The organism is Rothia sp. 27098_8_29 (assembly GCF_041432785.1).
Classification (GTDB): Bacteria; Actinomycetota; Actinomycetes; order Actinomycetales; family Micrococcaceae; genus Rothia; species Rothia mucilaginosa.
Map to the genome: position 1 here is coordinate 765,785 of NZ_JAPWAI010000001.1, position 26,910 is coordinate 792,694.

The 26,910-nt window shown below is 56.6% G+C and carries 18 protein-coding genes and 1 pseudogene; 16 read left to right on the forward strand and 3 right to left on the reverse strand.

From position 1 onward, the window contains the following. Positions 1-101 precede the first annotated feature (101 nt). From O3649_RS02995 to O3649_RS03060, 14 genes are all read left to right on the forward strand, one after another. A complete protein-coding gene (locus O3649_RS02995) occupies positions 102-860 on the forward strand; it encodes a YebC/PmpR family DNA-binding transcriptional regulator (RefSeq protein WP_070506196.1) in 759 nt (252 codons plus the stop codon). A gap of 300 nt (positions 861-1,160) precedes the next feature. Then, entirely contained in the window at positions 1,161-1,817 is a 657-nt protein-coding gene (gene ruvC, locus O3649_RS03000; protein ID WP_049362705.1) for a crossover junction endodeoxyribonuclease RuvC, read from the forward strand. Positions 1,818-2,034: 217 nt separating this feature from the next. Then, positions 2,035-2,655, forward strand: coding sequence for a Holliday junction branch migration protein RuvA (gene ruvA, locus O3649_RS03005; protein ID WP_005505871.1), 621 nt, complete (start codon positions 2,035-2,037; stop codon positions 2,653-2,655). 171 nt (positions 2,656-2,826) lie between these two features. Then, positions 2,827-3,813 (forward strand): Holliday junction branch migration DNA helicase RuvB, encoded by a 987-nt coding sequence (ruvB, locus tag O3649_RS03010; protein WP_193389563.1) that lies wholly within the window; start codon positions 2,827-2,829, stop codon positions 3,811-3,813. Positions 3,814-4,187: 374 nt separating this feature from the next. Further along, positions 4,188-4,547 (forward strand): preprotein translocase subunit YajC, encoded by a 360-nt coding sequence (gene yajC / locus O3649_RS03015; protein WP_371572700.1) that lies wholly within the window; start codon positions 4,188-4,190, stop codon positions 4,545-4,547. A 99-nt stretch (positions 4,548-4,646) separates the two neighbouring features. Then, a complete protein-coding gene (gene secD, locus O3649_RS03020; protein ID WP_371572702.1) occupies positions 4,647-6,338 on the forward strand; it encodes a protein translocase subunit SecD in 1,692 nt (563 codons plus the stop codon). A gap of 2 nt (positions 6,339-6,340) precedes the next feature. Then, positions 6,341-7,519, forward strand: a complete 1,179-nt coding sequence (secF, locus tag O3649_RS03025) for a protein translocase subunit SecF (RefSeq protein WP_070615798.1) — start codon at positions 6,341-6,343, stop codon at positions 7,517-7,519. Between the two features lie 295 nt (positions 7,520-7,814). Beyond that, positions 7,815-10,292 carry a bifunctional (p)ppGpp synthetase/guanosine-3',5'-bis(diphosphate) 3'-pyrophosphohydrolase gene (locus O3649_RS03030; RefSeq protein WP_371572704.1) on the forward strand — a complete coding sequence of 826 codons (2,478 nt, stop codon included), beginning with the start codon at positions 7,815-7,817 and terminating at the stop codon, positions 10,290-10,292. 322 nt (positions 10,293-10,614) lie between these two features. Further along, positions 10,615-12,264 carry a type I restriction-modification system subunit M gene (locus tag O3649_RS03035; RefSeq protein ID WP_371572706.1) on the forward strand — a complete coding sequence of 550 codons (1,650 nt, stop codon included), beginning with the start codon at positions 10,615-10,617 and terminating at the stop codon, positions 12,262-12,264. A gap of 2 nt (positions 12,265-12,266) precedes the next feature. Beyond that, complete coding sequence (locus O3649_RS03040) at positions 12,267-13,505, forward strand: restriction endonuclease subunit S (protein WP_371572708.1); 1,239 nt, start codon at positions 12,267-12,269, stop codon at positions 13,503-13,505. A gap of 170 nt (positions 13,506-13,675) precedes the next feature. Continuing rightward, a complete protein-coding gene (locus tag O3649_RS03045; RefSeq protein ID WP_105361313.1) occupies positions 13,676-17,104 on the forward strand; it encodes a type I restriction endonuclease subunit R in 3,429 nt (1,142 codons plus the stop codon). 531 nt (positions 17,105-17,635) lie between these two features. After that, positions 17,636-17,884 (forward strand): hypothetical protein, encoded by a 249-nt coding sequence (locus O3649_RS03050; protein ID WP_005505891.1) that lies wholly within the window; start codon positions 17,636-17,638, stop codon positions 17,882-17,884. A gap of 396 nt (positions 17,885-18,280) precedes the next feature. Next, on the forward strand, positions 18,281-18,988 hold the full coding sequence (locus O3649_RS03055; protein ID WP_371572711.1) for a DUF6318 family protein: 708 nt from the start codon (positions 18,281-18,283) through the stop codon (positions 18,986-18,988). Positions 18,989-19,323: 335 nt separating this feature from the next. After that, positions 19,324-20,127 (forward strand): hypothetical protein, encoded by an 804-nt coding sequence (locus O3649_RS03060; RefSeq protein ID WP_371572713.1) that lies wholly within the window; start codon positions 19,324-19,326, stop codon positions 20,125-20,127. Positions 20,128-20,604: 477 nt separating this feature from the next. Here O3649_RS03060 and O3649_RS03065 read toward each other — a convergent pair whose 3' ends face one another. After that, positions 20,605-21,873: a DUF349 domain-containing protein gene (locus O3649_RS03065; RefSeq protein ID WP_314423478.1), complete on the reverse strand. Its 1,269-nt coding sequence runs from the start codon at positions 21,871-21,873 to the stop codon at positions 20,605-20,607. A 303-nt stretch (positions 21,874-22,176) separates the two neighbouring features. Between O3649_RS03065 and hisS the strand changes: the two genes are divergently transcribed. Then, positions 22,177-23,538 carry a histidine--tRNA ligase gene (hisS, locus tag O3649_RS03070; RefSeq protein ID WP_049341928.1) on the forward strand — a complete coding sequence of 454 codons (1,362 nt, stop codon included), beginning with the start codon at positions 22,177-22,179 and terminating at the stop codon, positions 23,536-23,538. 235 nt (positions 23,539-23,773) lie between these two features. Here the strand turns inward: hisS and O3649_RS03075 are convergent, their stop codons facing one another. Further along, positions 23,774-24,166 (reverse strand): endonuclease domain-containing protein, encoded by a 393-nt coding sequence (locus O3649_RS03075; RefSeq protein ID WP_231840307.1) that lies wholly within the window; start codon positions 24,164-24,166, stop codon positions 23,774-23,776. Positions 24,167-24,544: 378 nt separating this feature from the next. Then, positions 24,545-24,730: pseudogene (locus tag O3649_RS03080) on the reverse strand (type IV toxin-antitoxin system AbiEi family antitoxin domain-containing protein); the annotation flags it as partial. Positions 24,731-25,137: 407 nt separating this feature from the next. Here O3649_RS03080 and aspS point away from each other — a divergent pair. Further along, entirely contained in the window at positions 25,138-26,910 is a 1,773-nt protein-coding gene (aspS, locus tag O3649_RS03085) for an aspartate--tRNA ligase (RefSeq protein ID WP_303936879.1), read from the forward strand.

Below are 26,910 nucleotides of genomic sequence, written 5' to 3' on the forward strand. Positions count from 1 at the left end.
GGTGGTGTGCGCCTCCGCTACGGTATAGTTATGTGAGTACAGTACGGTGCGTGGGACGTTTCGCCGTGCCCGCACGGAGGTTTTGACTAAGGGAGATACGAATGTCCGGTCACTCTAAATGGGCGACTACTAAGCACAAGAAGGCTGCTATCGACGCTAAGCGCGCGAAGGCTTTCGCGAAGTTCATTAAGGCTATTGAAGTTGCGGCACGTATGGGTGGCGCTGATATTGCTGGTAACCCCGCTCTTGACCTGGCTGTGTCGAAGGCGAAGAAGAACTCCGTTCCTAACGACAACATTGACCGCGCAATCAAGCGTGGCGCTGGCCTGACCGGTGAGACCATTGACTACACCGAAATCATGTACGAAGCACGCGGCCCGCAGGGTACCGCTCTGTACATTGAGTGTCTGACCGATAACCGTAACCGTGCAGCGTCTGAGGTTCGCCTGGCTGTGACCCGTAACGGCGGCACCATGGCTGACCAGGGTTCGGTTGCGTTCCTCTTCGAGCGTAAGGGCGTTGCTGAGGTCACCAAGACTGACGGTCTGACCGAGGACGACGTTCTGATGGCTGTTCTGGATGCAGGTGCTGAAGAGGTTCTGGACGAGGGCGATATCTTCACCGTTGTGTCCGCAGCGACCGACCTGCCTGAGATCCGTAAGGCACTGGACGAGGCTGGCCTGGAGTACAACAACGACGACCCGGTCTTCCGCCCGACCATGCAGGTTGACCTGGACGCTGAGGGCGCTAAGAAGTTCATGAAGCTGGCAGACGCTATTGAAGAGCTCGACGACGTTCAGAACGTCTACTCGAACGCTAACGTCTCTGACGAGGTTATGGCAGAGCTGGAAGCTGAGTAATCACTCGGATTCTGATATCTGATGCTTGAAGAAGCCGCTCCTTTAACCGAGCCGCCGTAGGGTGGCTGGTTGGGGGAGTGGCTTCTTAGCGTCTGGGGCTTTTTTGGGGATGTGCTGGGTACTTTTCGCGGGGCGCACGGTGACTGTTTACGCGGTGACCGCGTGCTCGTTATGACAGTGCTCGTGGCATGCTCCGGTGCCGGGTGCTAGGATTCTGAAGGGCTAGAATCTAGAGATTCTATAGGGAGTTTGTCGAAAGGGGAGATGATGGCCGCCGCTCAACCTGCCGCACGCGATAGCATGCGCGAGAACCGTACCGCCGCCGCCGTGGAGCGTGTGCCGGGTGCAACCCGCATCATGGGTGTTGACCCGGGTCTGACCCGCTGCGGCTTCTCCATGCTCGATATGACCGCCGACCGTAAGGCGCACTTCGTGAACGTGGGTGTTGCCGGCACGATCCCGGCGGAGTCCCTGGACCAGCGTATTCTCTGGATTTTCAACGCCGCCTCCCACTGGCTCGACACCTACAAGCCGGATGCCCTGGCGATTGAGCGTATCTTCGCTCAGGAGCAGGTGAACACGGTGATTGGTACGGCACACGCTTCAGGCGCGGTGATTTCTGCTGCGGCAATGCGCGGCGTGCCGGTGTTCTTCCATACCCCCTCGGAGGTGAAGGCAGCGGTGACCGGTAGCGGCCGCGCCGATAAGGCGTCCGTGGGTCGTATGGTGACCCGCATTTTGGGGCTGGATTCCATGCCGAAGCCCGCCGATGCTGCCGATGCCCTGGCGATTGCGATCTGTCACGGCTGGCGTGGCGGCGGTATTGGTTCGGGTATCAACATGGCGGCCCAGACGCAGACTCACCAGGGTTCACGCCCGGCGCAGGCTCGCCGTGGCGGGTCGTTGACTCCGGCGCAGCGTGCCTGGATGGAGGCGGAGGCGCGTGCTCGCCGCTAGAGGCGCATTCGTGGGCTTGTGTGCCGTCTCCTGTTGGCTCGCATGTATTCGCTAAGAAGTTCGAATATATGCTTGATTTCAGAAGAAATATTCTAATATACTTATAGTGTCTCCCCGTTGAACTGGGGGAGTGCGTTCTGTGGGTGCCGGAGTTCCCGGTGCCCTCACACTGCCGCGAGCCTCAATCTGTGGGCGCGGTGTTGAAAGGTGGAGAGAAATGATTGCATCCCTGACCGGTCGTGTGGCTCAGGTGGGCCTTGATCATGCGGTGATTAACGTGAACGGTTTCGGCATGCTCGTGTACGCTACTGCGCGTACTCTCTCCAAGCTGCGCACTGGTGAGGAAGCTACCGTGCTGACCACCATGATTGTGCGTGAAGAGTCGATGACTCTGTACGGTTTTTCGGAGCCTGCCGAGCGTGAAGTGTTCGATATGATGCTTTCGGTTTCCGGTATTGGTCCGCGTATTGCTCTGGCGGTGTTGAGTGTTCACACTGCCGCTGAGGTGGAGCGCGCCGTGGCGACCGGTGACGATAAGGCGTTCACGAAGGTTCCCGGTATCGGTCCGAAGGGTGCCCGCCGTATTGTGCTGGAGCTTGCCGGCAAGCTGATTCTCAGCGATGGCCAGACTGATGAGTTGCCGCTGAGTCAGGGCATTGTCTGGAAGCCGCAGGTGCTTGACGCTCTCACCTCCTTGGGCTGGAGTGAGAAGGACGCTTCCGCCGCTATTGACGCTTACGTGCAGCACAACCCTGCCGCAGAGACTGAGCCGGTGGGTGTGGCTCTGCGCGGTGTGCTCGCCTCCTTGGGTACTCAGAACACGGTGGGCCGCCACTAAACGGTGCGCCCTGTTCGATGTATCCCACTCAAACTTTTGTGAAAGAAGAATTCTATGAGCCAGAATCCCTATGAGCCGCAGCCCGCGGCGTCCCTGGTTTCCGGCGGGTATTTTCCCGGTCAGGTGCCCGGCACCCAGGCGTCTTCAGCTCCCGCCCAGCGCCTGGTGGCGATGGAAGAAGAGCCTGAAGAGAAGATGATTGAGGCGGCACTGCGCCCTAAGTCCCTGGATGACTTTGTGGGTCAGCGCCGTGTGCGTCAGCAGCTGTCCCTGGTGCTGGAGGCTTCGAAGATGCGTGGCCGTAGTGCCGACCACGTGCTGCTTTCGGGTCCTCCCGGTCTGGGTAAGACCACTCTCGCGATGATTATTGCGGCAGAGATGGAGGCGCCGCTGCGCATTACCTCCGGCCCGGCGATTCAGCATTCGGGTGATTTGGCGGCGATTCTGTCTTCGCTGACTCCCGGTGAGGTTTTGTTCCTGGATGAGATTCACCGTATGAGCCGCCCGGCTGAGGAAATGCTCTACATGGCGATGGAAGATTTCCGTGTGGACATTGTGGTCGGTAAGGGTGCGGGTGCGACTTCCATTCCGCTGGAGCTGCCGCAGTTCACCCTCGTGGGTGCGACGACCCGTGCGGGTCTGCTGCCCGGCCCTCTGCGTGACCGCTTCGGCTTTACCGGTCACCTGGAGTTCTACTCGGTGGAGGAGCTGGAGCTGGTGCTGCGCCGTAGCGCTGGTCTGATGGATATGCAGATTACCTCCGAGGGTTTCACGGAGATTGCCGGTCGTTCCCGCGGCACGCCGCGTATTGCGAACCGCCTGCTGCGTCGTGTGCGTGACTGGGCGTTGGTGAACGGCGTGGACCGCATCAATGCGACCGATGCCGCAACCGCGCTGGACATGTACGAGGTAGATTCGCGCGGCCTGGACCGCCTGGACCGCGCCGTGCTGGAGGCGCTGATTCACAAGTTCGGCGGCGGCCCGGTGGGTCTGTCCACCCTCGCCATTGCGGTGGGTGAAGAGACGGAGACCGTGGAGACGGTTGCCGAACCGTACCTGGTGCGTGAGGGCCTGATTGGTCGCACCCCGCGCGGTCGTGTGGCTCTGCCCGCGGCGTGGGAGCACCTCGGCTTGGAGGCCCCGGAGATTCAGATCTAAATCCGTATCAGCTTTAGCCCCGCACCAGCTGATAACACTGTAGTAGCCCGTGGGAGGTATCCGCCTCCTGCGGGCTTCTCTGTGCCCCGGTAGCTTTTCTGCAGACGCGGCAAGCTCTTCTGCAGGGGCGGCACTCTTCTACCGGTTCTGCAGGCGCTGTCGGGTTCCATTGGGCTCTGCCGGTCTTTACCAGCGACATAAAATTACGCCGAGAGAGTCCAAAACTCAGGTTAACCTCACAAAAACGCTGGTTCGGGTCACTAAAGCTCATGCTCTCGCGTAGGATGGATACGTACTGTATCTACGATTCCACACCTTCTGGTACGCTCAACCCTCGCGGTGAGCGGCACGGGTGCGGATGTGAAAGTGAGACCATGGATTTTAACCTCCTGATTATGATCGCCATGATGGCGCTGCTGGCATGGATGATGTTCTCCGCCCAGAAGCGTCAGCGTAAGCAGGTGGAGGCGCTGCAGGCAATGCGACGTGCGCTCGTTCCCGGTGATCAGGTGATGACTGCTTCCGGCGTCTACGGCACCGTTGTCAGCACTGACTTTGAGAACAACAAGCTGCAGCTTCAGATTGCAGAGGGCGTTGTGATTACTGCGTCCATGAACGCGATCCTGAACCTTGTTGAGGATGAAGCCCCCGCAGCGCCCCTGACCGAGGACGCGTACGAGGCTACCGCATCCGAAGCTCCCGCTTCCGATACCTCTTCTGATACTGCTAAGTAATTCAGAGCGTATGAGCCCGGCGCCCAGTGAGCGGCGTCGGGTTTTCGCGTTACGGAATCTGTAGAACACTCAATACTATTCACACGAAGAAGGAACATTATGGCTAAGCGTTCACCGCTTGCAGCCGCGCGAGGGGCGCTCCTCTCGATGGTCCTGCTCATGGTTGTTATGGCTGCCGGTATTTTCGGCACCACCTACGCGGGAGGTTCTTGGGCACCGAAGCTCGCCCTGGACCTTTCGGGTGGTACTCAGATGATTCTTTCTCCGAAGGTCAATGGCTCTTCGGATGAGAACGTCTCCCAGGAGCAGTTGAACCAGGCGGTTGAGATTATTCGTCAGCGCGTTGATGGTGCCGGCGTTTCGGAGGCGGAGGTTACCACCTCCTTCGGCTCGGGTAATAACGTGGTTGTTTCGGTTCCCGGAACGATTAGCGCTGAGACTCGTCAGCTGATTCAGGCGTCTGCAAATATGACGTTCCGCCCGGTGCTGCTGTCTGGTGCCGGTACTGCGGTGGCTGAGGATGCCCGCACTGCGGACGATAAGCTGCCCAAGCCGTCTGCGGAACCGACTGACGGCTCTGACCGTAACTGGATTACTGCGGACCTGTACAAGCAGTATGAGGCGAAGGACTGCACCGCGGCACGTAATGAGGATGCCGATAGTGCTGACCCGACTAAGCCGATGGTGGCGTGTTCCACTGACGGTCAGGAGAAGTACATTCTGGGTCCTGTGGAGCTGAGCGGTAGCGATATTTCTACCGCAAGCCACTCGCAGGAGACGACCGGTCAGGGCGTGACTACGGGCCGTTGGGCTGTGAACATTCAGTTCAACGATGCTGCTCGTGAGAAGTTCCAGAACATTACTTCTCGCCTGAACGCGATTCGTGCACAGAACGCAAACGATCCGCGTGCCCGCTTCGCGATTCTGCTGGACGGCAAGGTGCTGTCCTCCCCGGTGTCGCAGGCAGTGATTTCTGATGGTAAGCCGCAGATTACCGGTAACTTCACTGAGCAGGAGGCGAAGGCTCTCGCCGATCAGCTCAAGTACGGTGCCCTGCCGATTAGCTTCACGATCCAGTCGGAGCAGCAGATTTCTGCGACCCTGGGTTCGGAGCAGCTGCGTGTAGGTCTGCTGACCGGCCTGATTGGTCTGCTGCTGGTGTTCGTGTACTCGCTGTTCCAGTACCGTCTGCTGGGCTTTGTCACGATGATGTCGCTGATTGTTGCAGGCATCATTTCGTATGAGGCGATTGCGCTGCTGGGTTGGGCGTTGAACTACCGCCTGTCCCTGGCTGGTGTGGCGGGTCTGATTGTGGCGATTGGTGCTACGGCTGACTCGTTCATCGTCTACTTCGAGCGTATCCGTGATGAGATCCGTGCGGGCCGCACAATCCCGTCGGCGGTGAACCACGGTTGGCAGCGTGCATCCCGCACTATCCTGGCGTCGAAGGCTGTGAACCTGCTGGCTGCTGTGGTGCTGTACGTGGTGTCGGTCGGTTCGGTGAAGGGCTTCGCGTTCACCCTTGGTTTGACTGCGATTGCTGACCTTGTGGTCGTGTACCTGTTCACCCACCCGATGCTGACTCTGCTATCGAATACCCGCTACTTTGGTGAGGGCCACCGCCACTCGGGCTTGTCGCCTGAGTCGCTGGGCGCTACGCCGCTGTACCGTGGTGCCGGTCGCCTCCGCAGCCCGGAGGAGAAGCAGCTGAGCATTGCTGAGCGTCGCCGTGCAGAGCGTGCTGCCGCTGAGGCTGACGAGTCTGCTTCTGATGAGAAGAAGGAGAGCTAAGCATGGCTACCGATGTGAAACCTAATGCTTTTGCCCGCTTCGGTAATGACCTGCATTCGGGTGCCCGCTCGTACCCCTTCGTAGGTAAGCGCCGCCTGTGGCTGCTGCTTGCGGCTGTGCTGATGGCGGTTTCGGTTCTGATTCCGGCTGTTGGTGGCGGCTTCAATCTGGGTATTGATTTCCGTGGCGGTTCGGAGTTCGTGGTCTCGAAGACCGCGCACGTTGATACTGCTACGGGTGAGCGCATTATTCACGAGAAGGCGAAGGACGCTTCGGATGTTCGCGTGACCAATATTGCGCCGGGTACGATTCGTGCCCAGATGAGCAAGCTCAGCGATGATGAGACTCTGCAGGTGAAGGCGGCTCTACAGGAGGGTTACGGCGTCTCTGAGAATGACGTGACCTCCTCGTTTGTGGGCCCGACCTGGGGCGCGGACGTGACCCGTCAGGCGTTCTGGGGTTTGGTCGCGTTTGTGGTGCTTGCGCTGATTGGTATGGCGTTCTACTTCCGTACCTGGAAGATGTCGCTGGCGTCTATTGCGGGCCTGTTCTTCACCGTGGTGGTGACGGTTGGCCTGTACGCCGCGTTCGGATTTGAGATCACTCCGAGTGCGATTATTGGTTTCTTGACGATTCTGAGCTACTCGCTGTACGACTCGGTGGTGGTGTTCGATAAGATTCGTGAGAACACCGAGGATGTGCTGGAACGCCGTGACACGACCTTTGCCGAGCAGATTAACTTGGCGGTGAACCAGACTCTGGTCCGTTCGATTAACACCGCTATTGTGGGTGTTCTGCCGGTGGGTGCGATCTTGTTCATTGGTGCGTTCATCCTGGGTGCGGGTACTCTGCAGGACCTGTCCCTGTCGCTGTTTGTGGGTATTCTGGTGGGCATGTTCGGTACGCTGTTCGTGTCTGCGCCGCTGTATGCTTCGCTGCGTTTGGGTGAGGCTCAGATTCGTGAGCACACCGCGAAGGTGGAGAGCGGCAGCTTCAAGGACGCTGAGGATGCTGACGAGGCTGAGGGTGACTCTTCGGAGGAGCCCGCCGAGGCTGAGAAGGCTGCGAAGTCTGAGGAATCTGCTGACAAGGCGACCGAGGACGAGAAGGCAACCGAGAAGCCTGCTAAGAAGCCGGCACGTGCAACCATTGAGATTCACCGCGTGAACCTGAACGGTTAGCCAGCGTTCCGCCAGCGCTACTGGCGTTGCTAACGATAGGGGAGTCGATACCGAAAGGTGTCGGCTCCCCTTTAGCGTGCCCGGGGTCTTATACCCGCTGGTCTGTTCCTGCCGGCCTAATATTTCACAGGTCTAATGTGTCACAGTGCGGCATAGTTTACGCGCATATTTTGGCTCATATCCGCGTGCTGGGTAGGATAAAGGTAGAAGATACTGCGCGCCCGCATCCACGCCTTTCAACGACGAGCAGATTCGGGGGCTCAGGTCATCGCTGTTACGTCCAAAGGAGCCCGGAATGAGTGCAGAACCTGCCGTGAACACCAACGCTGAGAACCCTGCAGGGACCGCCGAGAAGCCCGCGGTTCGGCCCGCTGGCCCGATTCCTCTGCCTGAAACTGATTCGTCTGATGCGAAGAGGAAGCGCGGCTCGCACCGTGTCATGGCTGCTAGCGGGCGTGTGCCTAACCGCCTCGTTTTTGGTGGCCGCAGTAGCACGATGGAAGCCTCCGACTCGCACGGCGGTACCATCCGTTTCTCCCCGATGATTGCGCCGGTCGTGCGTGCCGTGCGCCGCTACCACCCGGATGAGGACATTCAGGTGCTGCAGCGCGCCTACGAGGTGGCGAACCGCTGCCACGAGGGTCAGAAGCGTAAGAGTGGCGACCCGTACATCACCCACCCGGTCGCCGTGACCGCGATTCTTGCGGAGATGGGCGCGACCGGCCCCGTGCTCGCCGCGGGTCTGCTGCACGACACGGTGGAAGACACCGACTACACGATGGAGCAGCTCACCGAAGAGTTCGGTGAGGAGGTCGCCTACCTGGTCGACGGCGTGACTAAGCTGGACAAGATGACGTACGGCGAGAACGCCTCCATCGAGACGATTCGTAAGCTCGTGCTGTCCATGAGCAAGGACATCCGCGTGCTGCTCATTAAGCTTGCCGACCGCCTGCACAACGCCCGCACCTGGCGTTTTGTGCCGCAGGCTTCCGCCGCGAAGAAGGCGGAAGAGACCCTGAAAATTTATGCGCCGCTCGCGCACCGCCTGGGCCTGAACACAATTAAGTGGGAGCTGGAGGACCTGTCCTTCGCCGCTATGAGCCCGGAAATTTACGCCGAGATGGTGCGTATGGTCGGCGAACGCACCCCCGCCCTCGAAAAGTTCCTGAACGAGGCGCGCACCAAGATTACGGAGCGTCTGAAAGAGGTGGGCATCGACGCGACCGTGACGGGCCGCCCGAAGCACTACTACTCGATTCATCAGAAGATGAAGACGAAGGGCCGCAGCTTCGACGAGATTAACGACATCCTTGCCGTGCGCATCATGGTCGAGGAAGAGGCGGAATGCTACACCGTGCTCGGCCACGTGCTGTCCCTGTGGCCGTCGATGACTGGCCGTTTCAAGGACTACATTAAGAACCCGAAGAACAACAACTACCAGTCGCTACACCTGACCGTGTACGGTCCGGGCAACCTGCCGCTTGAGATTCAGATCCGCACCTACAAGATGCACGAAGAAGCTGAGTACGGTGTGGCTGCGCACTGGCGCTACAAGGCGGCATCGCGCGGCGAGAAGGTTGCGGCTCGTGGCGGCGCGCCCGCGAAGGACCCGAAGGAGCCGGGCACCCAGACCTCGGCGATGATGAACGTCGGCATCCTACAGTCTATTGCCGAGATTTCGAACTCCAACCCGGAGTCGGAGAAGTTCTACGAGTCGCTCGCTGACACCCTCGACACCGACGAAATCGTGGTGCTCACCCCCAACGGCGAGGCAATCGCCCTGCCCAACGGCTCCACCCCCGTGGACTTCGCCTACGCGATCCACAGTGAGGTCGGCGACCGCACCGTCGGCGCGAAGGTCAACGGCCGCCTCGTGCCGCTGCACACGGTCCTGCCCACCGGCGCGACCGTGGAGATTATGACCACGAAGAACGAAGACGCCGGACCCAGCGAGGACTGGCTGAAGTTCGTTCGCTCCTCACGCGCTCGCACGAAGATCCGCCAGTACTTCGCGAAGGAACGCCGCCTGGAGGCGCTGCTCGCCGGCCGCGAGATGCTCACCAAGAGCATGCGCAACAGTGAGCTGCCGCTGCAGAAGATGATGAGCCCGGAGATCATGACTCAGGTGGCTCAGCTGCTGCACAAGAACGATGTGGCGTCGCTGTACCGTGCGATTGGTGAGCACGAGATCGCGCCGAAGCAGGTCATTGACACCCTCGTTGAGGTGCACCGCGGCGACGAGCCAGCACCCGAGGTTGAGGTCAGCGACTTTGACGAGACGCTGCTGAAGTCCACCCGCAAGGCGATTGGCGATAACGGCGTGATTGTGCCGGGTGCTGAGGGTGTGCTGACGAAGATTGCGCGCTGCTGCACCCCGGTCCCGCCGGATGACATTATCGGCATTGTGACCCGCTACAACGGCATTTCGGTGCACCGCCGCGACTGCCCGAACATGCGTAACGCTGACGAGGAGCCGCGCGTGACCACGGTCGAGTGGGCGTCTTCGCCGACCGCTACGTACCGTGTGCAGATTCAGGTGGAGGCGCTGGACCGTAAGGGCCTGCTGAGCGACCTGATCCGTGCGATTTCTGAGTCGGGCGTGAACATTCTGGATGCGCGCGTGCACACCTCGGAGGACCGCACCGTGGTGGACCGCTTCGCCCTGGAGCTGGGTGACCGCTTCATGCTGGAGCACGTGCTGAACGTGGTCCGTAACGTGACGGGCGTGTACAAGGCGTACCGCCTGACCGGCGCGAAGCCCTCGGAAGCGTAAATATTTTTCTACGCCCAGAAGCCACATGTGTTTCGAAAAGCCACTTCTTTGGTGGCTTCTCGAAACACATGTGGCTTTTCGCCGTTAAACGGGTTGGATTCCATAATGACGAACCGGCGAGTGCGGGGTCTGGGGAACCCGTATACTGAAAGAGTTCGCGCCGCCGGGTACGAAACGGCTTGTGGAAGCTACGAACGCTCCCACGGAGTACAGCATCTAGACCGGCGCTGGCGCATGTGTACGACCGGGGCCGCACTGGTTCCGAACTTTTGACGTTTCTTCGACTGTAGAAACGATTACTGATGAGAGGTTGACCGCCCCTATGACGACGCAGTCTACGGATTCTTCCGCTACCACTGACGAACACCGTAACCGCAATACGGAGCGTGCGCAGCTGCACTCTACGATTTGGCGTATTGCGAATGACCTGCGCGGTTCGGTAGACGGCTGGGACTTTAAGCAGTACGTGCTGGGTATGCTTTTCTACCGTTACCTCTCTGAGCGTCTGGTGAAGCATCTCAGCGATGCTTCGTCCGGCGGCAATTATGCAGCGCTTCCCGATAGTTTTATTGACGCTGAGGGTAAGCGTGATGTCATTAAGAATCTCGGTTTTTTCCTCTTACCCTCAGAGCTCTTTTCCTCAGTACATGCTGCTGCACAGCGTGATGATAACCTCAATGAGACCCTTCATAAGGTTTTCAAATCAATCGAGTCTTCAGCTGAAGAGATTTATTCTGAGAATAACCTAAAAGGTCTTTTTGATGATTTTGTATTAGACTCTAATAAATTGGGAGCGACTGCTACTGCTCGTCATGAGACTCTAAAAAAACTTATGGACGCTGTGGCAGAGATGGACCTTAGCTCTGATTATTCGGAGAGTTCAAATGACGCTTTCGGGGATGCATACGAGTTCCTTATGGGTATGTACGCGGCGAATGCGGGTAAGAGCGGAGGTGAGTACTACACTCCACAGGAAGTCTCAGAGCTCCTGGCAGAGATTGCTATGGACGGGCGTAATCCCCAAGATATTAGTACCGTGTATGACCCGGCGTGTGGTTCAGGTTCGCTGTTGCTAAAGTTTGCCCGCATCCTGCGAGAACGTGGTGACGAGGTTGAGATGCCACTTTTTGTAGGACAGGAGATTAACCTGACGACCTATAACCTGTGTCGCATGAATATGATTCTTCATGGTCTTGATTTGAACGGTTTCAACATTGCGCATGGTGATACCTTGATAAATCCGAAGCATCGCAGGAACCTCGAAGCGAGGGAGAATGCTGGGGATAAGGCCTATGGCCTCTACGATGCTATCGTGTCTAATCCGCCCTATTCCACGAAGTGGAAGGGCGATTCTGATCCGACCCTAATTCACGATGAACGTTATGCCCCGGCAACAGTTCTGGCACCTAGGTCGAAGGCTGACCTGGCGTTTACGATGCACATGTTGGCTTCTCTTGAAGAAACGGGTACGGCTGCGATTGTCGAATTTCCAGGTGTGCTGTACCGTGGCAATGCCGAGCGCAAGATTCGTGAATATTTACTGAAAGAGGACAGGGTGGACGCTGTAATTCAGTTGCCCCCTAACCTGTTCTACGGCACGAGTATTGCGACTTGCATTCTGGTTCTGAAGAAGAGTGCCCGTAAGGACCATTCGGTACTGTTCGTGGATGCTTCGCACCTCTTCGATAAGGGCACGAACCAGAACATTCTGGGTAAGGCGCACCGTGAGAAGATTCTGGAGGTACTGGCGGCTCGTGAGGAGCGTGAGCACTTCTCAGCGCTGGTTCCGGTGGAGAAGCTGCTGGAGCAGGAGGCGAACCTGGCGGTGTCGAGCTGGGTTGAGCCGGAGGATACCCGTGAGCGCGTGGATATTGTTGAGCTGAATTCCCGTATTGAGGGTATTGTGGCTCGTCAGGCTCAGCTGCGCGTGGAGATTGACGCTATTGTGGCGCGCCTGGAAGGCGGCGAGTAGTCATGGCTGAGGTGACGAATTATATTGACCGCCTGGTGGCTGAGCTCTGCCCGGACGGGGTGGAGTACCGCCCTATTGAGGAGCTGTTTACCACTCGTAATGGTTACACTCCGTCTAAGTCCAACAGCAGCTATTGGGAGAACGGAACTGTTCCCTGGTTCCGCATGGAAGACATCCGTGAAAATGGTGGAGTCCTATCAGAAGCCATGCAGTCCGTTCATGAAAGCGCTTTGAAAAAGGGTGGCATGTTCCCCGCTGGTTCAATCATCGTGGCAACTTCTGCAACGATTGGTGAGCATGCGCTAATCAACGTAGATTTTCTGTGCAATCAGAGGTTCACCGTTCTGATTCTTAAAGACGAATTTAAGAACCTTTTGTCTCCTAAATTTATTTACTACTATTCATTCATTTTGGATCGTTGGTGCCTTTCGAATACTACGCAATCTAGCTTTGCCAGCGTGGATATGAAGCGTTTCAAGAAGTTTGAGTTTCCTGTTCCGCCGCTGGAGATTCAGGAAGCGATTGTTGAAATTCTCGACAAATTCACGAACCTGGAAGCGGAGCTGGAAGCGGAGCTGGAAGCGCGTACTCTGCAATACGAGTACTACCGTGATTCGCTCTTCGAAGCCCTCGACTGCCCCCGTGTCCCCTTGGGCTCTTTTGCGCGGCTTGTGCGTGGTTCAGGTATGCCGAAAACCGATTTTTCCGAATCCGGTGTGGGTGCAATTCACTACGGTCAGATTTACACCAAATTTGGTACTGCAACCGCAGAAGTTATTGCGCACGTTCCGGAAGACAAAGCGAAAAAGCTTGCTGTAGTTAACCCTGGTGATGTCATTGTGGCTAATACGAGTGAAAACCTTGAAGATGTTTGCAAGGCTGTAGCTTGGGTTGGAGAATCTGACATCGTTACTGGCGGTCACGCAACGGTTATTAAGGCTCCCGAGCAGAACGCAAAGTTTATTTCTTATTACATGGCGACTGGCCAGTTCAATAAGGATAAAAGGCGTCATGCTTTCGGTACTAAGGTTATTGATGTTGCGCCTAAGAACCTTGCGAAAATCGAGTTTCCAGTTCCCTCTTTGGAAGAGCAGCAGCGCATTGTCGATATTCTCGACCGCTTCGACGCCCTAACCAGCAGCCTCTCCGAGGGTCTACCTGCAGAGCTAGTAGCGCGTCGCAGCCAGTACGAGTACTACCGTGACCAGCTACTTTCTTTCCCCCGTAAGGGCGGAAACTAGTAGATACCTGCGTATCACGCGCGAACCCCGTGCAGAGGCGGTGGGCCCCTGCCGCCCCCTGCACGGGCCCCGCACTTCAATCGCACTCAACAACCCAAACTCAAACTAGCCGGGCTCACCAACCCCGAGCCCAACCGTCCATATTCCACCCCTACACAAAGGAGTACCCCGTGGAAACTGTACCCAACTACCCCTATCTCTCTGAAGGTAGCCGTGACCGGGTCCTCACTAGCGACACCTATACTGTTATCGGTGACCGTGAAAAGGCTCCTGGTTATGATGAATGGAAGACTGCACAGACCCTCCATAGTTCAGCTCAAACTGAATCTCAACTTGAACGCGAACTTATTAGGGTTCTTAGGGCCCAGGGATATGAATATTTACCGCGACTCACCGACGAAGCCGCACTCATCCGCAACCTGCGCGAACAGCTCGAACGCCTCAACACCCGCCCCGAAGAAGGTGCTTACGGCCCCAATAGCGGATTCCACTTCAGTGACGAAGAATTTGACCGCTTGCTTAACCGGCATATTGCTCGCTATAACGATGGCATCCTTGAGAAGGCTAAGCTCATTCAGGAGGAACGTCGTATCAACTTCTATCTCGACGACGGTACCCCACGCAATATAATACTCATCGATGCCGTTAACCCTGCACGCAACCGCATGCAGGTCATCAACCAGTACCGTGTACCCGATGACCAAGGCAAAACCCTGAACCGTTACGATGTAACCATCCTCATCAACGGTCTGCCCCTTGTACATATCGAGCTCAAAAGGCGTAGCATCTCCATTCGCCGCGCCTTTCAACAGATTGAACGCTACCAGGGAGAGGGTTTTCAACAAGATACCTACCGTCTTTTCGAATACGCCCAAATCTTTATTATTAGCAATGGTGTAGACACTAAGTACTATTCCAACACCGTACGTCACAAGCACATCGAAGATCAGCGGAAAGCCAGCCGCAAGGTAGCCTCCGGCGGCTCCGCGGGCAAGAGTTTTGAGTTCACTAGTTATTGGGCGGATTCAAAAAATAACCGTATTGGTGATTTGATGCTTTTCGCCCGTACCTTCCTGAATAAGCGAACTATTGCAAATATCCTCACTCGATACTGCATTCTCACTGTAGATGAAGACCTGCTCGTCATGCGTCCCTACCAGATTGCGGCAACCGAGCGAATCATCAACCGTGTCGAAATCGCCAACAATGACCCCAAGCGCCTCGGTACCAAGGAAGCCGGCGGCTACATCTGGCATACTACCGGCAGCGGTAAGACCCTCACGAGCTTCAAAACTGCACGCCGCCTGGCAGAAACCGGGCTTGTCGAAAAGGTCATCTTTGTCGTGGACCGCAAGGACCTCGATTACCAGACTATGCTCGAATACAATAACTTTCAGGCAGACTCCGTTAGCTCCACCGGTAGTACCCGTGAACTCGGCGAACGCCTCGCCGACAGCGGAACCGGCATTGTCGTCACCACCATCCACAAGCTGTCCAACCTAATCTCTGCTGAACCCAAGCACCCTGTCTACCGTCAGCGTGTAGTTATCATCTTCGACGAATGCCACCGCTCTCAGTTCGGCGCAATGCACCGGTCTATTCGTAAGCGTTTTACTAAATACAGCATGTTCGGCTTCACCGGTACCCCCATCTTCGACGAAAATTCCGCAGGAGGCCCCGGTACCACTACCGTAGAAATCTTCGGAGACCGGCTACATTCATACACCGTTGTGGACGCTATCAACGATAAAAATGTACTGCCTTTCCATATGGAGTACACCATCACAAATGCAACCTACAGCGATGAAGAGAAAAGCGCATACCAATTAGAGTGCATTATGGAGGGCAGTGAGCAACCAAATCCAAAAGATATCGAGAAGTACCTCCAATCTAAAGAAGCTCTTGAAAACCCTCAACGAATTGAGGCTATTGCAACCTACATTCTGGATAACTATGACCGGAAAACTAATCAGCGTGCAGGTCGTAATTATGACCTTAAACGGATTAGAGATATCACTGATCCTGTTACTGGTGCAAAATCCAGGGAACCCTATACTGTAACAGTTCGCGGTTTTAACTCAATCCTGGCAACCTCCTCAATCGATGCTGCCTGCACCTACTACGACACCATCAACACCCTGCAAGAAGAACGTATCGCAGACGGTGTACTCGACCCTGCCAAAAAGTTGAAGGTTGCCATCATCTACACGCAGGGCAACGGTTCGCAGTTGTTCGACACCTTCGGCGAGGAAGAAAACTATGAATTTCCCACCGCGGGTAGCGCAGAACAGAACCGCATGGCAGGCTTCCTCGAAGACTACAACACTATGTTCAGCACGAATTTCAGCGCTGATGGTAAGTCCTTTGACAATTACTATAAAGACGTCTCTCGCCGTATGAAGACACGCGAATTAGACATGCTCATTGTAGTAAATATGTTCCTGACCGGTTTTGATTCTAAGACCGTCAATACTCTATGGGTCGATAAGAATCTCAAGAGTCATGGTTTGGTCCAGGCTTTTAGCCGTACGAACAGAATTCTGAACTCTCTTAAGCCTTCCGGCAACATTGTATGTTTCCGTGATTTGGAAGAAGCTACGAATGATGCTTTTGCCCTCTACGGTGACTATACTGCTGGCGCGAATGCTGGAAGTGGCTTGGAAACTCCGTGGAATATTGTGCTTACCCGCCCATATAAGGAAGCCCATATTGAGTACTGTAAGGTCGTAGATGAGCTCCGTGAAGAATTCCCTGTAGACGCTGGAGGAAATATTATTGCGGATACCCCGGAACAAAAAGTACGCTACGTTGAACTCATTAACCAGGTACTTACCCTACAGAATGAGTTGGAAGTCTTTGATGAATTTATTCGGGATGGAAGTGCTCAGCTAATTAGTGACTACGATATGCAAGGCTATCTGGGTAAATATAACGATATTCGTGAAGAAGCACGTGAAGCACGTGATTATGACGGCGAACTTACCAACCCAGATGGAGGGGATGAGCTAGGTCCTGATCCTTGGTACGACCAGATAACCTTTGAAGTGGAATTGCTTAAACAGCAGAACATGGACGTCTACTTTATCTTGGAGCTGGTCGCCAAAGCGCGTGCTGAGCGTGATAATGCTAGGGACCAGAAAGAATCGCAGGAATACACTGAACGTCGCATTGAAGAGTTCCGCAAGATAGTTCATCGTGCTGTCCGCAGTGATAATGAGCTGCGCAATAGCGGCGATATTATTGAAGACTATTTTGAAAAGTACCTTACTGAACCGACTGTAGACGCAGAAGGGTCGGAAGACGTACATGAGCGGTTCCGTATCTACGTAACTGAACGTCGAGTTAGTGAAGAAGATTTCATCGTTCAGGAGGAAGAGCTAAAGCGCGAAGAAACTCGGCGTGTAGTCAATCGTGCGTTGCGTGAAGGAAACCGAAGCATTATCGGTAAGGTTAGTCGTCTCATTAAAAGTAAGATGTCGTTCTTCGGAGGCGCCTTGGGAGGTCCTGACCTTGAAGATGCCGCAGTTAAACGCCAGCGCGTACAGAATAAACTGGAGAAGCACATTGGCCGATTCATGCCGTTCCTCGGCGGCCGCTAACCTACTGTGTCAGTGGTAGTCCGCGGTAACCAGCGGTAATTCGCCCAGAAGCCACATGTGTTTCGAAAAGCCACTTCTTTTGTGGCCTCTCGAAACACATGTGGCTTCTCGCCGTTAAGCGGGGGAAGGGGTGGACAGCATCAACCCGGCTCTACGCTACTGATTAGCCCCTCTGCACAGCGCCGATTTTCGGTCATGAGTTAGTGACTTTGGTGGGGGTTAAAACCCCAGCCCAGAGTCACTAACCCATGGTTGAAGTCCGTAACTCATGACCGAATTTCCGCGCGCGTGTGGGAGGCGGGGCAGCAGCGCTCAGGAGGCAAGCCCGTCCGCGCCTAATCTTCCGTGCGGCGGGGAGTGTGGTGGGGGAGTGCGCCTTCAGAAAACCCCCTCGTCACGCAACATTTTTTGGTGTTTTCTCCGGCGCGGGGCGGTGCAGCCCCTTATCTTGTCAGGGGTGCCCCGTACCTTGGTGGTAGAGAACAACGACGCGTTCTCACCCACTCCGCTGAGCGACCAAAGGAGCCCCTCATGTACACGGTTGGTTACTACAATGACGAAGACTTCCGCGCCTTCTACTCCGGCCAGGACGCCGCCAACATTGACGACTTCTTCACTGACAACGGCGAATACCTCATGGTGTACCTGCCGGAGGTGACCGACCGCGAGTTCCTCGCCGGCCTCCGCTACGGTAACGGCTGCGACGCTCTCTGCCAGAGCGGATATGCCCTCGACGAGGCGGAAGAGGCCCTCCGCGACATGTACGCGCTCGCCGTGTAGCCCGCCCGCCCACCTGGCACAGATGGGGATCCGGTAACGGGTTACGGATTCGTGCCATAGGTTAATGTCTTTGGTCGTAGTTAAAAACCATGGCAGAAGACCCTAAACCATGGCACAAATTCTGCAGGGGCGACGCCTCCGTAAGTGTAGATTTATTTGATACATAAAGCATTGATGTGTCCGAATAATGACGTTCAGATACTATTGCACTCAAAGCAACGCAAATAGACACAAAGATGCGGTAGGGTGGTAAATATAGTGTTCCATAACGCACTGATGCGTTTGTTGGGTGCACTACAGGGCTGTTTTCCTTCCGGTGGTCAGCTTGACCTGCGAATAATGGCCCGACTTGCACATATACATCACACTGTCACCGATGATAGGAGCGTATCTTCTATGGATTCGACCATTTTTAACCGCCGTACCCTGCTGGGTAGTGGCGCACTTGCGGGCATTGGCGCTCTGCTTGCGGCGTGTGGCCAGCAGGCTAATAACGAGGCGGCAGCCACCGCCTCCGCCGCGCCGAGCGAAACCGCTTCGGCGTCTGCGGCGGCATCTGAGTCGCCTTCGGCGAGTGCTACTCCGTCTACTGTCCGAGGCTACTCGGGCGGCTCAAAGGCACCCGATGGGGAGTACCGTGGAGCTGACCCTAACGGTCCGGCGCAAAACGTTCCGAAACCTGCATCACCAGAGGACGGATACCGCGAAAAGTCTAATGAAGGTCTGCGCAAAACACTCAACGCGTGGATTGAATGGAACAACTACGGCACCCAGACCGGAGACTACAGCCAAGCACGCAAATTCGTTGACAGTAGCTTCACCGAACTACTAGATTCCTACGAAGGTCTTGAAGCCCTCTACAAGCGGGGCGGATGGATTATCGCGGGTCTTGATCATTACATTGCTGACGGGAACCCCTGGATCGAGGGGGAGACTTACTTCTGGAAAGCGTACCGGGAGTGGGGCTACGTTATGTACGTTGAACCTAACGGTGATTGGAAGTCTTACGAGAATGACTCAAAGGATGACGACACGTGGAAGTTCTCGTTCAAGTACACCTCTGAAGGCTGGAAGATTATCGACTTTGAACAGGTAGATGATTAGAAATGAAATTTAAATCAAATACCAATATTGCATTATTATCGCTCCTTGCCATATCCGTTACTACCCCTCCTGCAACATCTATTACAAATGATTGTTCCACAAAAGGCTCTAACACCGCTAAAGTATGTCAGGTAACTGTCAGTAAATCAAAAACCAAACAAAAAACAAATGAGGGAAATAAAAGTAATTCAAATTCCTCATATAATGATTTTCAATACACTTACTCGACTGTGAGCCACGGAAACGGCATAAAAGTTACCTACGCCAACGAAAATCACAATATTATGTCATGCGAAACTATAGACGGAAGAAGAGGAACATTCAAGTTCACAAACATGTCGCTTGAATCTGGCATTCCTGTAGACCGTGGAACTCCCAGAAGTCCCTCCTCGGCCTCCTGCATTCCCGACAATACCCGCACTCTTACCAGTGCCGACAGCCCAGGTCCCGCAGGTCCGACCTACGAAGAAGTCATGGAGGAAATTCGCCATGCTGCAGAGTCGCTAGAGCCTGGCAAGCCGACCCTGCACCAGTCCTACAACAACCCCGCAGGCACTGGCAGGGCAGAAGGCGATCCGAACGTCTACAAGGGCGATCAGATCAACTTCTACGTCGATGACGGAGGCCCCTACCGCCTGGAAGCAGACATGCTCGCCGGGCACGTCGAAATTGAGCTCATGCCCTCCTCGTACGTCATCGAGTACGGCAATGGTGATACAGACACCAACTACACCGCGGGCAAACCGGTCACCACCTACCCTCGTGAGCGTCCGAGGCAGACGGATACTAGCTACGCCTACCAGCGTTCGGGTAATTTCCATGCGTACACGACCGTGCACTACACGGCTCGTTTCCGTGTGGATGGTGGCCCGTGGCAGATGATGGAGGTGACCCCGCAGGCGACCAGTGACCCGCTGCTGATCCGTGTGTGGTGGGTTGATGTGGGACGCGTCGGCGGCACCTGCGATGAAGACGATACTCGTTGGGGCTGCAAGAACGATCCGACGATGGGCAAGAAGGATAACCCAAACCCCAGGCTGCGCAAGGCCGATATTCATACCGGTCAGCGTTGGCACCTGAACGACAGCGGTGACGGGGACACGGAGTACTCGTTGCACCGCGACTGGCCTGACATGTAAACCAGCTGACCCAATATATAGATAACCGCAGCAGGCGGCCCCGAATGTTTGAGCATTCAGGGCCGCCTGTTTTGTTTAGGATATTCGGGCCTGGTGGAAATTCGGTCATGACTTAGCGTCTTTAGTGATGGTTAAAACCCCAGCCCAAAGTCACTAACCCATTACTAAAAAACCTAAACCATAACCGGCTCCCGCCCATCAACCTGGCGCATCCGGGGCCGCCTGCTTTTTAGACAGAGGTTTTCGATAGGTTAGTGTCTTCACCGTGGGTCTTTAACCCGCATTAAAGTCACTAACCTATCGAAAATCCATGAACCCGGTGCGCCCTCCATCTGCATCGGGTGGGGGCGCGAATATAACCCCCGCAGACACGCAGAAGCCACATGTGTTTCGAGAAGCCACCATAAAAGTGGCTTTTCGAAACACATGTGGCTTCTCGGCGTTAATTACACCGTTATTTAGACCATCGGCTAGACCCTAGTTGCCGAAGCCCTGCAGGGTTGCTGCCCAGGCGCGGCGCGCCTCCAGAGCTTCCTTAGCCTTGGCGATCTTCTTGGAGTCGCCGCCCTTTTCAGCTGCTGCGAGCTCTGCTTCCAGTTCGGCGAGGGAGTCCTCGATCTGTGCGAGCAGGGAGTTCGCGCGTGCCGCCTTGGCGGGGTCGTTGCGCTTCCACTTTGCCTCTTCGGCGCCGTTGATTTCGTCCTGAATACGGCGCAGTTCGCCGTCGACGCGGCGCAGGTCGTTGCGGGGCACGCGGCCTGCCGCATCCCAGCGGTCCAGGATCTTCTCGAAGGCTGCCTTCGCGCCCTCAATGTCTTCGACGGGCAGGAGTGCGCGTGCTTCTTCGAGCAGTGCTTCCTTGACCTTGAGGTTTTCGGCGTAGACTGCGTCCTGCGCTGCTTCGGCTTCGTTGCGGGCGTTGAAGAACACGTCCTGTGCCGCGCGGAAGCGTGCCCACAGCTTGTCGTCTTCGCGACGGTGGCCGCGGGGTACCTGCTTCCAGGCGCGCATCAGGTCGCCGTATACGCGGGAAGTCTCAGACCAGTCAGTCGAAGTGGACAGCTCTTCCGCACGTGCAATCAGCTCTTCCTTGGCGCGCTTGATGCGTGCGTTGCGGTCGTCCAGCTGCGAGAAGTGTGCGCGGCGGTTGCGGTCGAAGGTGGTGCGGGCTGCACGGAAACGCTTCCACAGCTCGTCCTCTACGCTCTTTGCCAGGTGAATTTCGCGCTGTGCCTTCTTCCACGCTTCGAACAGTTCGTTCATGCGGGAATGGGAGTTCTTCCAGTGAATCTGGTCGGGGTCCTGGCTGGCAATCTGCTCGGCTTCCGCGACGATTTCTTCACGGACGGCGAGGGCGCGTTCACGGTTTTCGGTGCGTGCCTGCTGCTGCTTTTCGCCGAGTTCAGCGATCTGCTCTGCGAGGGTGATGAGGCGCTTCTGCAGGCCGGAGTAGTCACCGACCATGTTGCGCACACCGATCTGTGCACCGATGGAGGTGATGCCCTTCTGCAGGTCTGCGGCGGGGGCGTTGTTGGCGAGGCGGGATTCGAGCAGGGCAACCTGCGCCTCGACGTTTTCAAACTTGCGGGCGAAGTAGCTGAGCGCTTCTTCTTCGGAGGCGCCGGGCAGCTGGCCTACGGCGTATTCTTCGCCGTCGACAATGACGAAGACGTGGCCGTCCTCGGAGACGCGGCCGTACTGGCGTGCCTTTTCGAGGTTTACAGTGTCGTCGGGTTTGGTAGTCACCGCTATAACTCTTTCACTCGGGGGTGCTGGGGGTGGGGCGCCTTTGCGCTGTTCCCCGTGGTGGGCACCCGTTTGGGTGTGCGTGTGCACCTCCTAAGCATAGCCTCTGTGGGGTGTGTGTGAGTAGTGTCTGGTCGTGTTGTGTTGTGGGCGAACCTGCCGGCCGCGGGTTTGTGCGGGTTTGTGTCGGGTGCGCTGGGGGAGTGGGTGCTGTGCTGGGGTGGGTGTTGGTATGATGGGTAGATATGCCCGGAGGTGTTCCGGGGGTTTTGTTGTCGAGTTCTTTGTCAAGGAGTATCGCGTATGGCTCGCAAGGCTTCGCTGTCTGGTTTTCCCGAGTATCTTCCGGCTGAGCGGTTGGTTGAGAATCATGTTCTGGACACTTTGCGTGAGACTTTTGAGTTGCACGGTTTCTCCCCGATTGAGACTCGTTCGGTAGAGACTATTGAGCAGCTGCTGCGCAAGGGTGAGATTGACAAGGAAGTTTACGCAATTTCTCGCCTGCAGGAGGACGAGGCTGCTAAGGCTAAGGAAAAGCTGGCTCTGCACTTTGACCTGACTGTGCCGTTTGCCCGTTATGTGGTGGAGAACGCCGGTTACCTGAATTTCCCGTTCTCGCGTTACCAGATTCAGAAGGTGTGGCGTGGTGAGCGTCCGCAGGAGGGTCGTGCCCGCGAGTTCACTCAGGCTGATATTGACGTGGTTGGCGACGGCGAGCTGCCGTTCCGTTACGACGTGACCTTGGCGCTGGTTGTTGTTGATGCGCTGTCGAAGCTACCGATTCCTGAGTTCAAGCTGCGTGTGAATAACCGCAAGCTGGCTGAGGGTTTCTACCTGGGCCTGGGTTTGACTGATACTGCGGCTGTTCTGCGTTCTATTGACAAGCTGGAGAAGATCGGCGCTGAGCGTGTGGCTGAGGAGCTGCAGGCTGAGGCTGGTGCGAGCGCGGATGCTGCCGCTGCCGCCCTGGAGCTGGCGCAGATCCGCACTGAGGATGCTTCTTTTGTGGAGCAGGTGCGTGCGCTTGCCGCGAAGTATTCGGTGGAGCACGAGCTGCTGGATCAGGGTCTTGCTGAGCTGGCTGAGGTCATTGAGGAGGCATCCCGCCGTGCGCCGGGTAAGGTGCTGGCTGACCTGTCGATTGCTCGCGGCTTGGACTACTACACCGGCACCGTGTATGAGACTGTTCTGGTTGGTCACGAGTCGCTGGGTTCGATTTGCTCGGGTGGCCGCTATGAGTCGCTGGCGTCGAACGGTAAGAAGACGTACCCGGGTGTTGGCCTGTCTATTGGTGTGACTCGTGTGGTGGCTCGTATTCTGTCGCAGGGTTTTGCGCAGGCGAGCCGTAAGGTGCCTTCGGCTGTGTTTGTTGCCCTGACGAATGATGAGGGCTGGTCCGCTGCGAATGATGTTGCGGATGCGCTGCGTGCCCGCGGTATTGCCTGTGAGGTGTCCGCGAATGCGGCGAAGTTCGGTAAGCAGATTAAGTACGCTGAGAAGCGCGGCATTCCGTTCGTGTGGTTTATTTCGTCGGATGAGTCGGGTGCCCCGGTTCACGAGGTGAAGGATATCCGTTCGGGTGAGCAGGTTGCTGCTGATCCGGCTTCGTGGATGCCGCCGGCTGAGGATCTGCACGTTCAGATTGTACGTGCTGAGGGCCTGTAAACATTAGGGGCCTGTAATGCCTGCGGTGTTTGGTTGCAGTATTATCTGGCTGCTGTAATAATTTGGTTACTGTAGCCTGCATATGGATGTGTACCCGCCTGGTGGGGAGGATGTTGACCTCCCTGCCGGGCGGGTCTTTTGTGTGAGCCCAGATTTTCGATAGGTTAGTGTCTTCGCCGTGGGTCTTTAACCCGGGGTGAAGGCGCTAACCTATCGACTGAGGCGTTTCCTCGCTTTATCTCAAGAGTAGTTTCCGCAAGTGGGTGATGACTTCCCGCTCTTTTTGAAAGATGTCAGCCCATGTGAGGTGTACGACCGTCCAGCCGGCGCGGGTTAGAGCACGGTCGCGGGTGGCTTCGTAGCGGTCCCTGCCGGGGTGGTCCACGTATTTCTGTTCGCCGTCGAACTCGAGAATGACGCGCGCCTCGGGCCAGGTGAAGTCCACTCGATAGTTACGGCCTTCGCATGAAATCGGGTACTGCGTTACGGGGAGGGGCAGCCTGTGCTCCATGAGTAGGCACCGGGTGAGGCTTTCACCAGCCGACTCGCTGGATGCATCCACCGCCTGCGCCAGGAGAGGCCCGGCGGAGCCGCCGTACCCGGTGAGGTTCAGTAGAATCTCAGTCACCTCGTGGGGTTCCAAGAGTTTCCGCCGCATGATGGAGTCAGCGAGGACCACCGCCTCCCGAAAGGGCATGCTGCGAGCACAATCCTGCAGCGTGCGAGCCACCGTCGTAACCATGATGGATGTGCCCGGCAACCTGGTGACTTCCTCGGGGCCAGGGGCGCTGTAATGCCGGGTGATTCTTCCCTTGTCAGAGGTGCTATGACTACAGCTATACACGCTTATCATTTGGGGAACAGAGAGTACATCAAGTCCCCATAGCGCCGCGGCTGATGTGTGGGAGAAGATTCCTTGAAGACCCATCATCTGAGCAGCGATGCACCGTACCGTGAGCCGCTCTTCGGGGGTGAGCGCTTGGGCATCGCAGGTGTAAATATAGGCTCCTCGCTGGATACGTTGCAGAGACCCTTCCGCCACTAGCTTGCGAATGCGTTTTGGCCCGATTCCTCGCAGGTTGAGCATCTGGGAGTTCAGCACGAATGGGTGCAGTTCTGCGGCGCGGGTAATTTCTGGTGTAGCCGGTAGTACGTTTGGGACGCGTTGCCACGGAATAGTTACGGTGTTCATAGGCTTTATCCTGGCAGGCTGTGTGAGGTTGTGGGGCTTGTTTGTGAAATCTGTGGATAACTTCGCGGATTCTACCGAAAAAGTGTTTGTCCACAGGCATGCGGAGTGGATTCCCCGGTAATACTTCGATAGGGTAGTGGCTTTTCGATAGGTTAATGCCTTCACCCCGGGTTAAAGACCCATGGCGAAGACACTAACCTATCGACCGCAGACACCCACGAACCTGCCGCCCTACCCGCATCCCGCCTCCGCACCCCATTTTCTGGTGCCTGACTTGCCCCGACCCGCCATCGACCTGCCCGGAGGGGATACAATATATGAGGCGCACGCAGTGTGCGCATATCATCAACCGCGTGTACCCGGCTACTGTCTATAGTCGTGAGGTGCCCGCTATGAAAGGAATGTCTGTGCTTCGCACTCACACCAACGGCGAGCTGACCGCCGCAAATATTGGAGAGACTGTTACCCTGACCGGTTGGGTGGCTCGCCGCCGCGACCACGGTGGTGTCGCTTTCGTTGACCTGCGTGACCGTGAGGGTGTCACCCAGTGTGTTTTCCACAATGAGGCTGATTTTGAGCACCTGCGCAACGAGTATGTGCTGCGTGTGACCGGTCTGGTGACTAAGCGCCCGGAGGGTAATGAGAACCCGAACCTGGCTACCGGTGAGATTGAGGTTGAGGTGTCCGCCGTTGAGGTGCTGAACACTGCCGCTCCGCTGCCTTTCCAGATTGACGAGCACGTTGAGGTGGGTGAGGAGGCGCGCCTGCGCTACCGCTACCTGGATCTTCGCCGCCCGGAGCCGGCTCGCATCATGCGCCTGCGTTCGGACGCGAACCGTGCGGCACGCAACCTGCTGGCCGAGGACGGCTACATTGAGGTTGAGACCCCGACCCTGACCCGTTCCACCCCTGAGGGTGCGCGTGACTTCCTGGTGCCGGCTCGTCTGGCTCCGGGTTCTTGGTATGCTCTGCCGCAGTCCCCGCAGCTGTTCAAGCAGCTGCTGCAGGTGGGCGGTATTGAGAAGTACTACCAGATTGCCCGCTGCTACCGTGATGAGGATTTCCGCGCCGACCGTCAGCCCGAGTTCACTCAGCTGGACATTGAGGCTTCGTTCGTTGATCAGGAAGACATCATTGAGCTGGGCGAGCGCATCGTTGAGGCTGTGTGGAACCTGATTGATGTGAAGGTTCCCCGCCCGATTCAGCGCATGACCTACAAGGATGCGATGGAGAAGTACGGTTCGGACAAGCCTGACCTGCGTTTTGGTCTGGAGCTGACTGAGCTGACCGAGTACTTCAAGGACACCACTTTCCGCGTGTTCAAGGCTCCCTACGTGGGCGCCGTGGTGATGCCCGGTGGCGCATCCCAGCCCCGCCGCACCCTGGACGCTTGGCAGGAATGGGCTAAGCAGCGCGGCGCTAAGGGTCTGGCTTACGTTCTCATTCAGGAGGATGGCGAGCTGACCGGCCCGGTGGCTAAGAACATTACTGACGCTGAGCGTGCTGGCCTGGCTGAGGCTACCGGCGCGAAGCCCGGCGACTGCATCTTCTTCGCTGCCGGTGAGGCTAAGGCTTCTCGTGCGCTGCTGGGTGCTGCTCGTGTTGAGATTGGTCACCGTACCGGCCTGATTAAGGACGGCGAGTGGTCCTTCGTGTGGGTTATTGACGCTCCCATGTTCGAGTCTTCTGCTGAGGCTACTGAGTCCGGTGACGTGGCTCTGGGTCACTCTGCTTGGACTGCTGTGCACCACGCGTTCACCTCCCCGAAGCCCGAGTTCATGGATACTTTCGACACTGACCCGGGTTCGGCTCTGGCGTACGCTTACGACATTGTCTGCAACGGTAACGAGATTGGTGGCGGTTCGATCCGTATTCACCGCCGTGACGTGCAGGAACGCGTGTTCGCTGTGATGGGCATTGGTGAGGAAGAGGCTCAGGAGAAGTTCGGCTTCCTGCTGGATGCGTTCAAGTACGGCGCGCCGCCCATGGGTGGTATTGCGTTCGGTTGGGACCGTATTGTGTCTCTGCTGGCTGGCGTTGATTCGATCCGCGAGGTTATTGCGTTCCCGAAGACCGGTAACGGTTTTGATCCGCTGACTGCGGCTCCTGCACCGATTACTCCGGAGCAGCGTAAGGAAGCTGGCGTTGATTTCAAGCCGAAGAAGAAGGACGAGGAGTAA

What these genes read in the sequence shown, in the direction of transcription:
- O3649_RS02995 (WP_070506196.1), top strand. Translation starts at nt 102, where the DNA reads ATGTCCGGTCACTCTAAATGGGCGACTACTAAGCACAAGAAGGCTGCT.
- ruvC (WP_049362705.1), top strand. Translation starts at nt 1,161, where the DNA reads ATGCGCGAGAACCGTACCGCCGCCGCCGTGGAGCGTGTGCCGGGTGCA.
- ruvA (WP_005505871.1), top strand. Translation starts at nt 2,035, where the DNA reads ATGATTGCATCCCTGACCGGTCGTGTGGCTCAGGTGGGCCTTGATCAT.
- ruvB (WP_193389563.1), top strand. Translation starts at nt 2,827, where the DNA reads ATGGAAGAAGAGCCTGAAGAGAAGATGATTGAGGCGGCACTGCGCCCT.
- yajC (WP_371572700.1), top strand. Translation starts at nt 4,188, where the DNA reads ATGGATTTTAACCTCCTGATTATGATCGCCATGATGGCGCTGCTGGCA.
- secD (WP_371572702.1), top strand. Translation starts at nt 4,647, where the DNA reads ATGGCTAAGCGTTCACCGCTTGCAGCCGCGCGAGGGGCGCTCCTCTCG.
- secF (WP_070615798.1), top strand. Translation starts at nt 6,341, where the DNA reads ATGGCTACCGATGTGAAACCTAATGCTTTTGCCCGCTTCGGTAATGAC.
- O3649_RS03030 (WP_371572704.1), top strand. Translation starts at nt 7,815, where the DNA reads ATGAGTGCAGAACCTGCCGTGAACACCAACGCTGAGAACCCTGCAGGG.
- O3649_RS03035 (WP_371572706.1), top strand. Translation starts at nt 10,615, where the DNA reads ATGACGACGCAGTCTACGGATTCTTCCGCTACCACTGACGAACACCGT.
- O3649_RS03040 (WP_371572708.1), top strand. Translation starts at nt 12,267, where the DNA reads ATGGCTGAGGTGACGAATTATATTGACCGCCTGGTGGCTGAGCTCTGC.
- O3649_RS03050 (WP_005505891.1), top strand. Translation starts at nt 17,636, where the DNA reads ATGTACACGGTTGGTTACTACAATGACGAAGACTTCCGCGCCTTCTAC.
- O3649_RS03055 (WP_371572711.1), top strand. Translation starts at nt 18,281, where the DNA reads ATGGATTCGACCATTTTTAACCGCCGTACCCTGCTGGGTAGTGGCGCA.
- O3649_RS03060 (WP_371572713.1), top strand. Translation starts at nt 19,324, where the DNA reads ATGTCGCTTGAATCTGGCATTCCTGTAGACCGTGGAACTCCCAGAAGT.
- hisS (WP_049341928.1), top strand. Translation starts at nt 22,177, where the DNA reads ATGGCTCGCAAGGCTTCGCTGTCTGGTTTTCCCGAGTATCTTCCGGCT.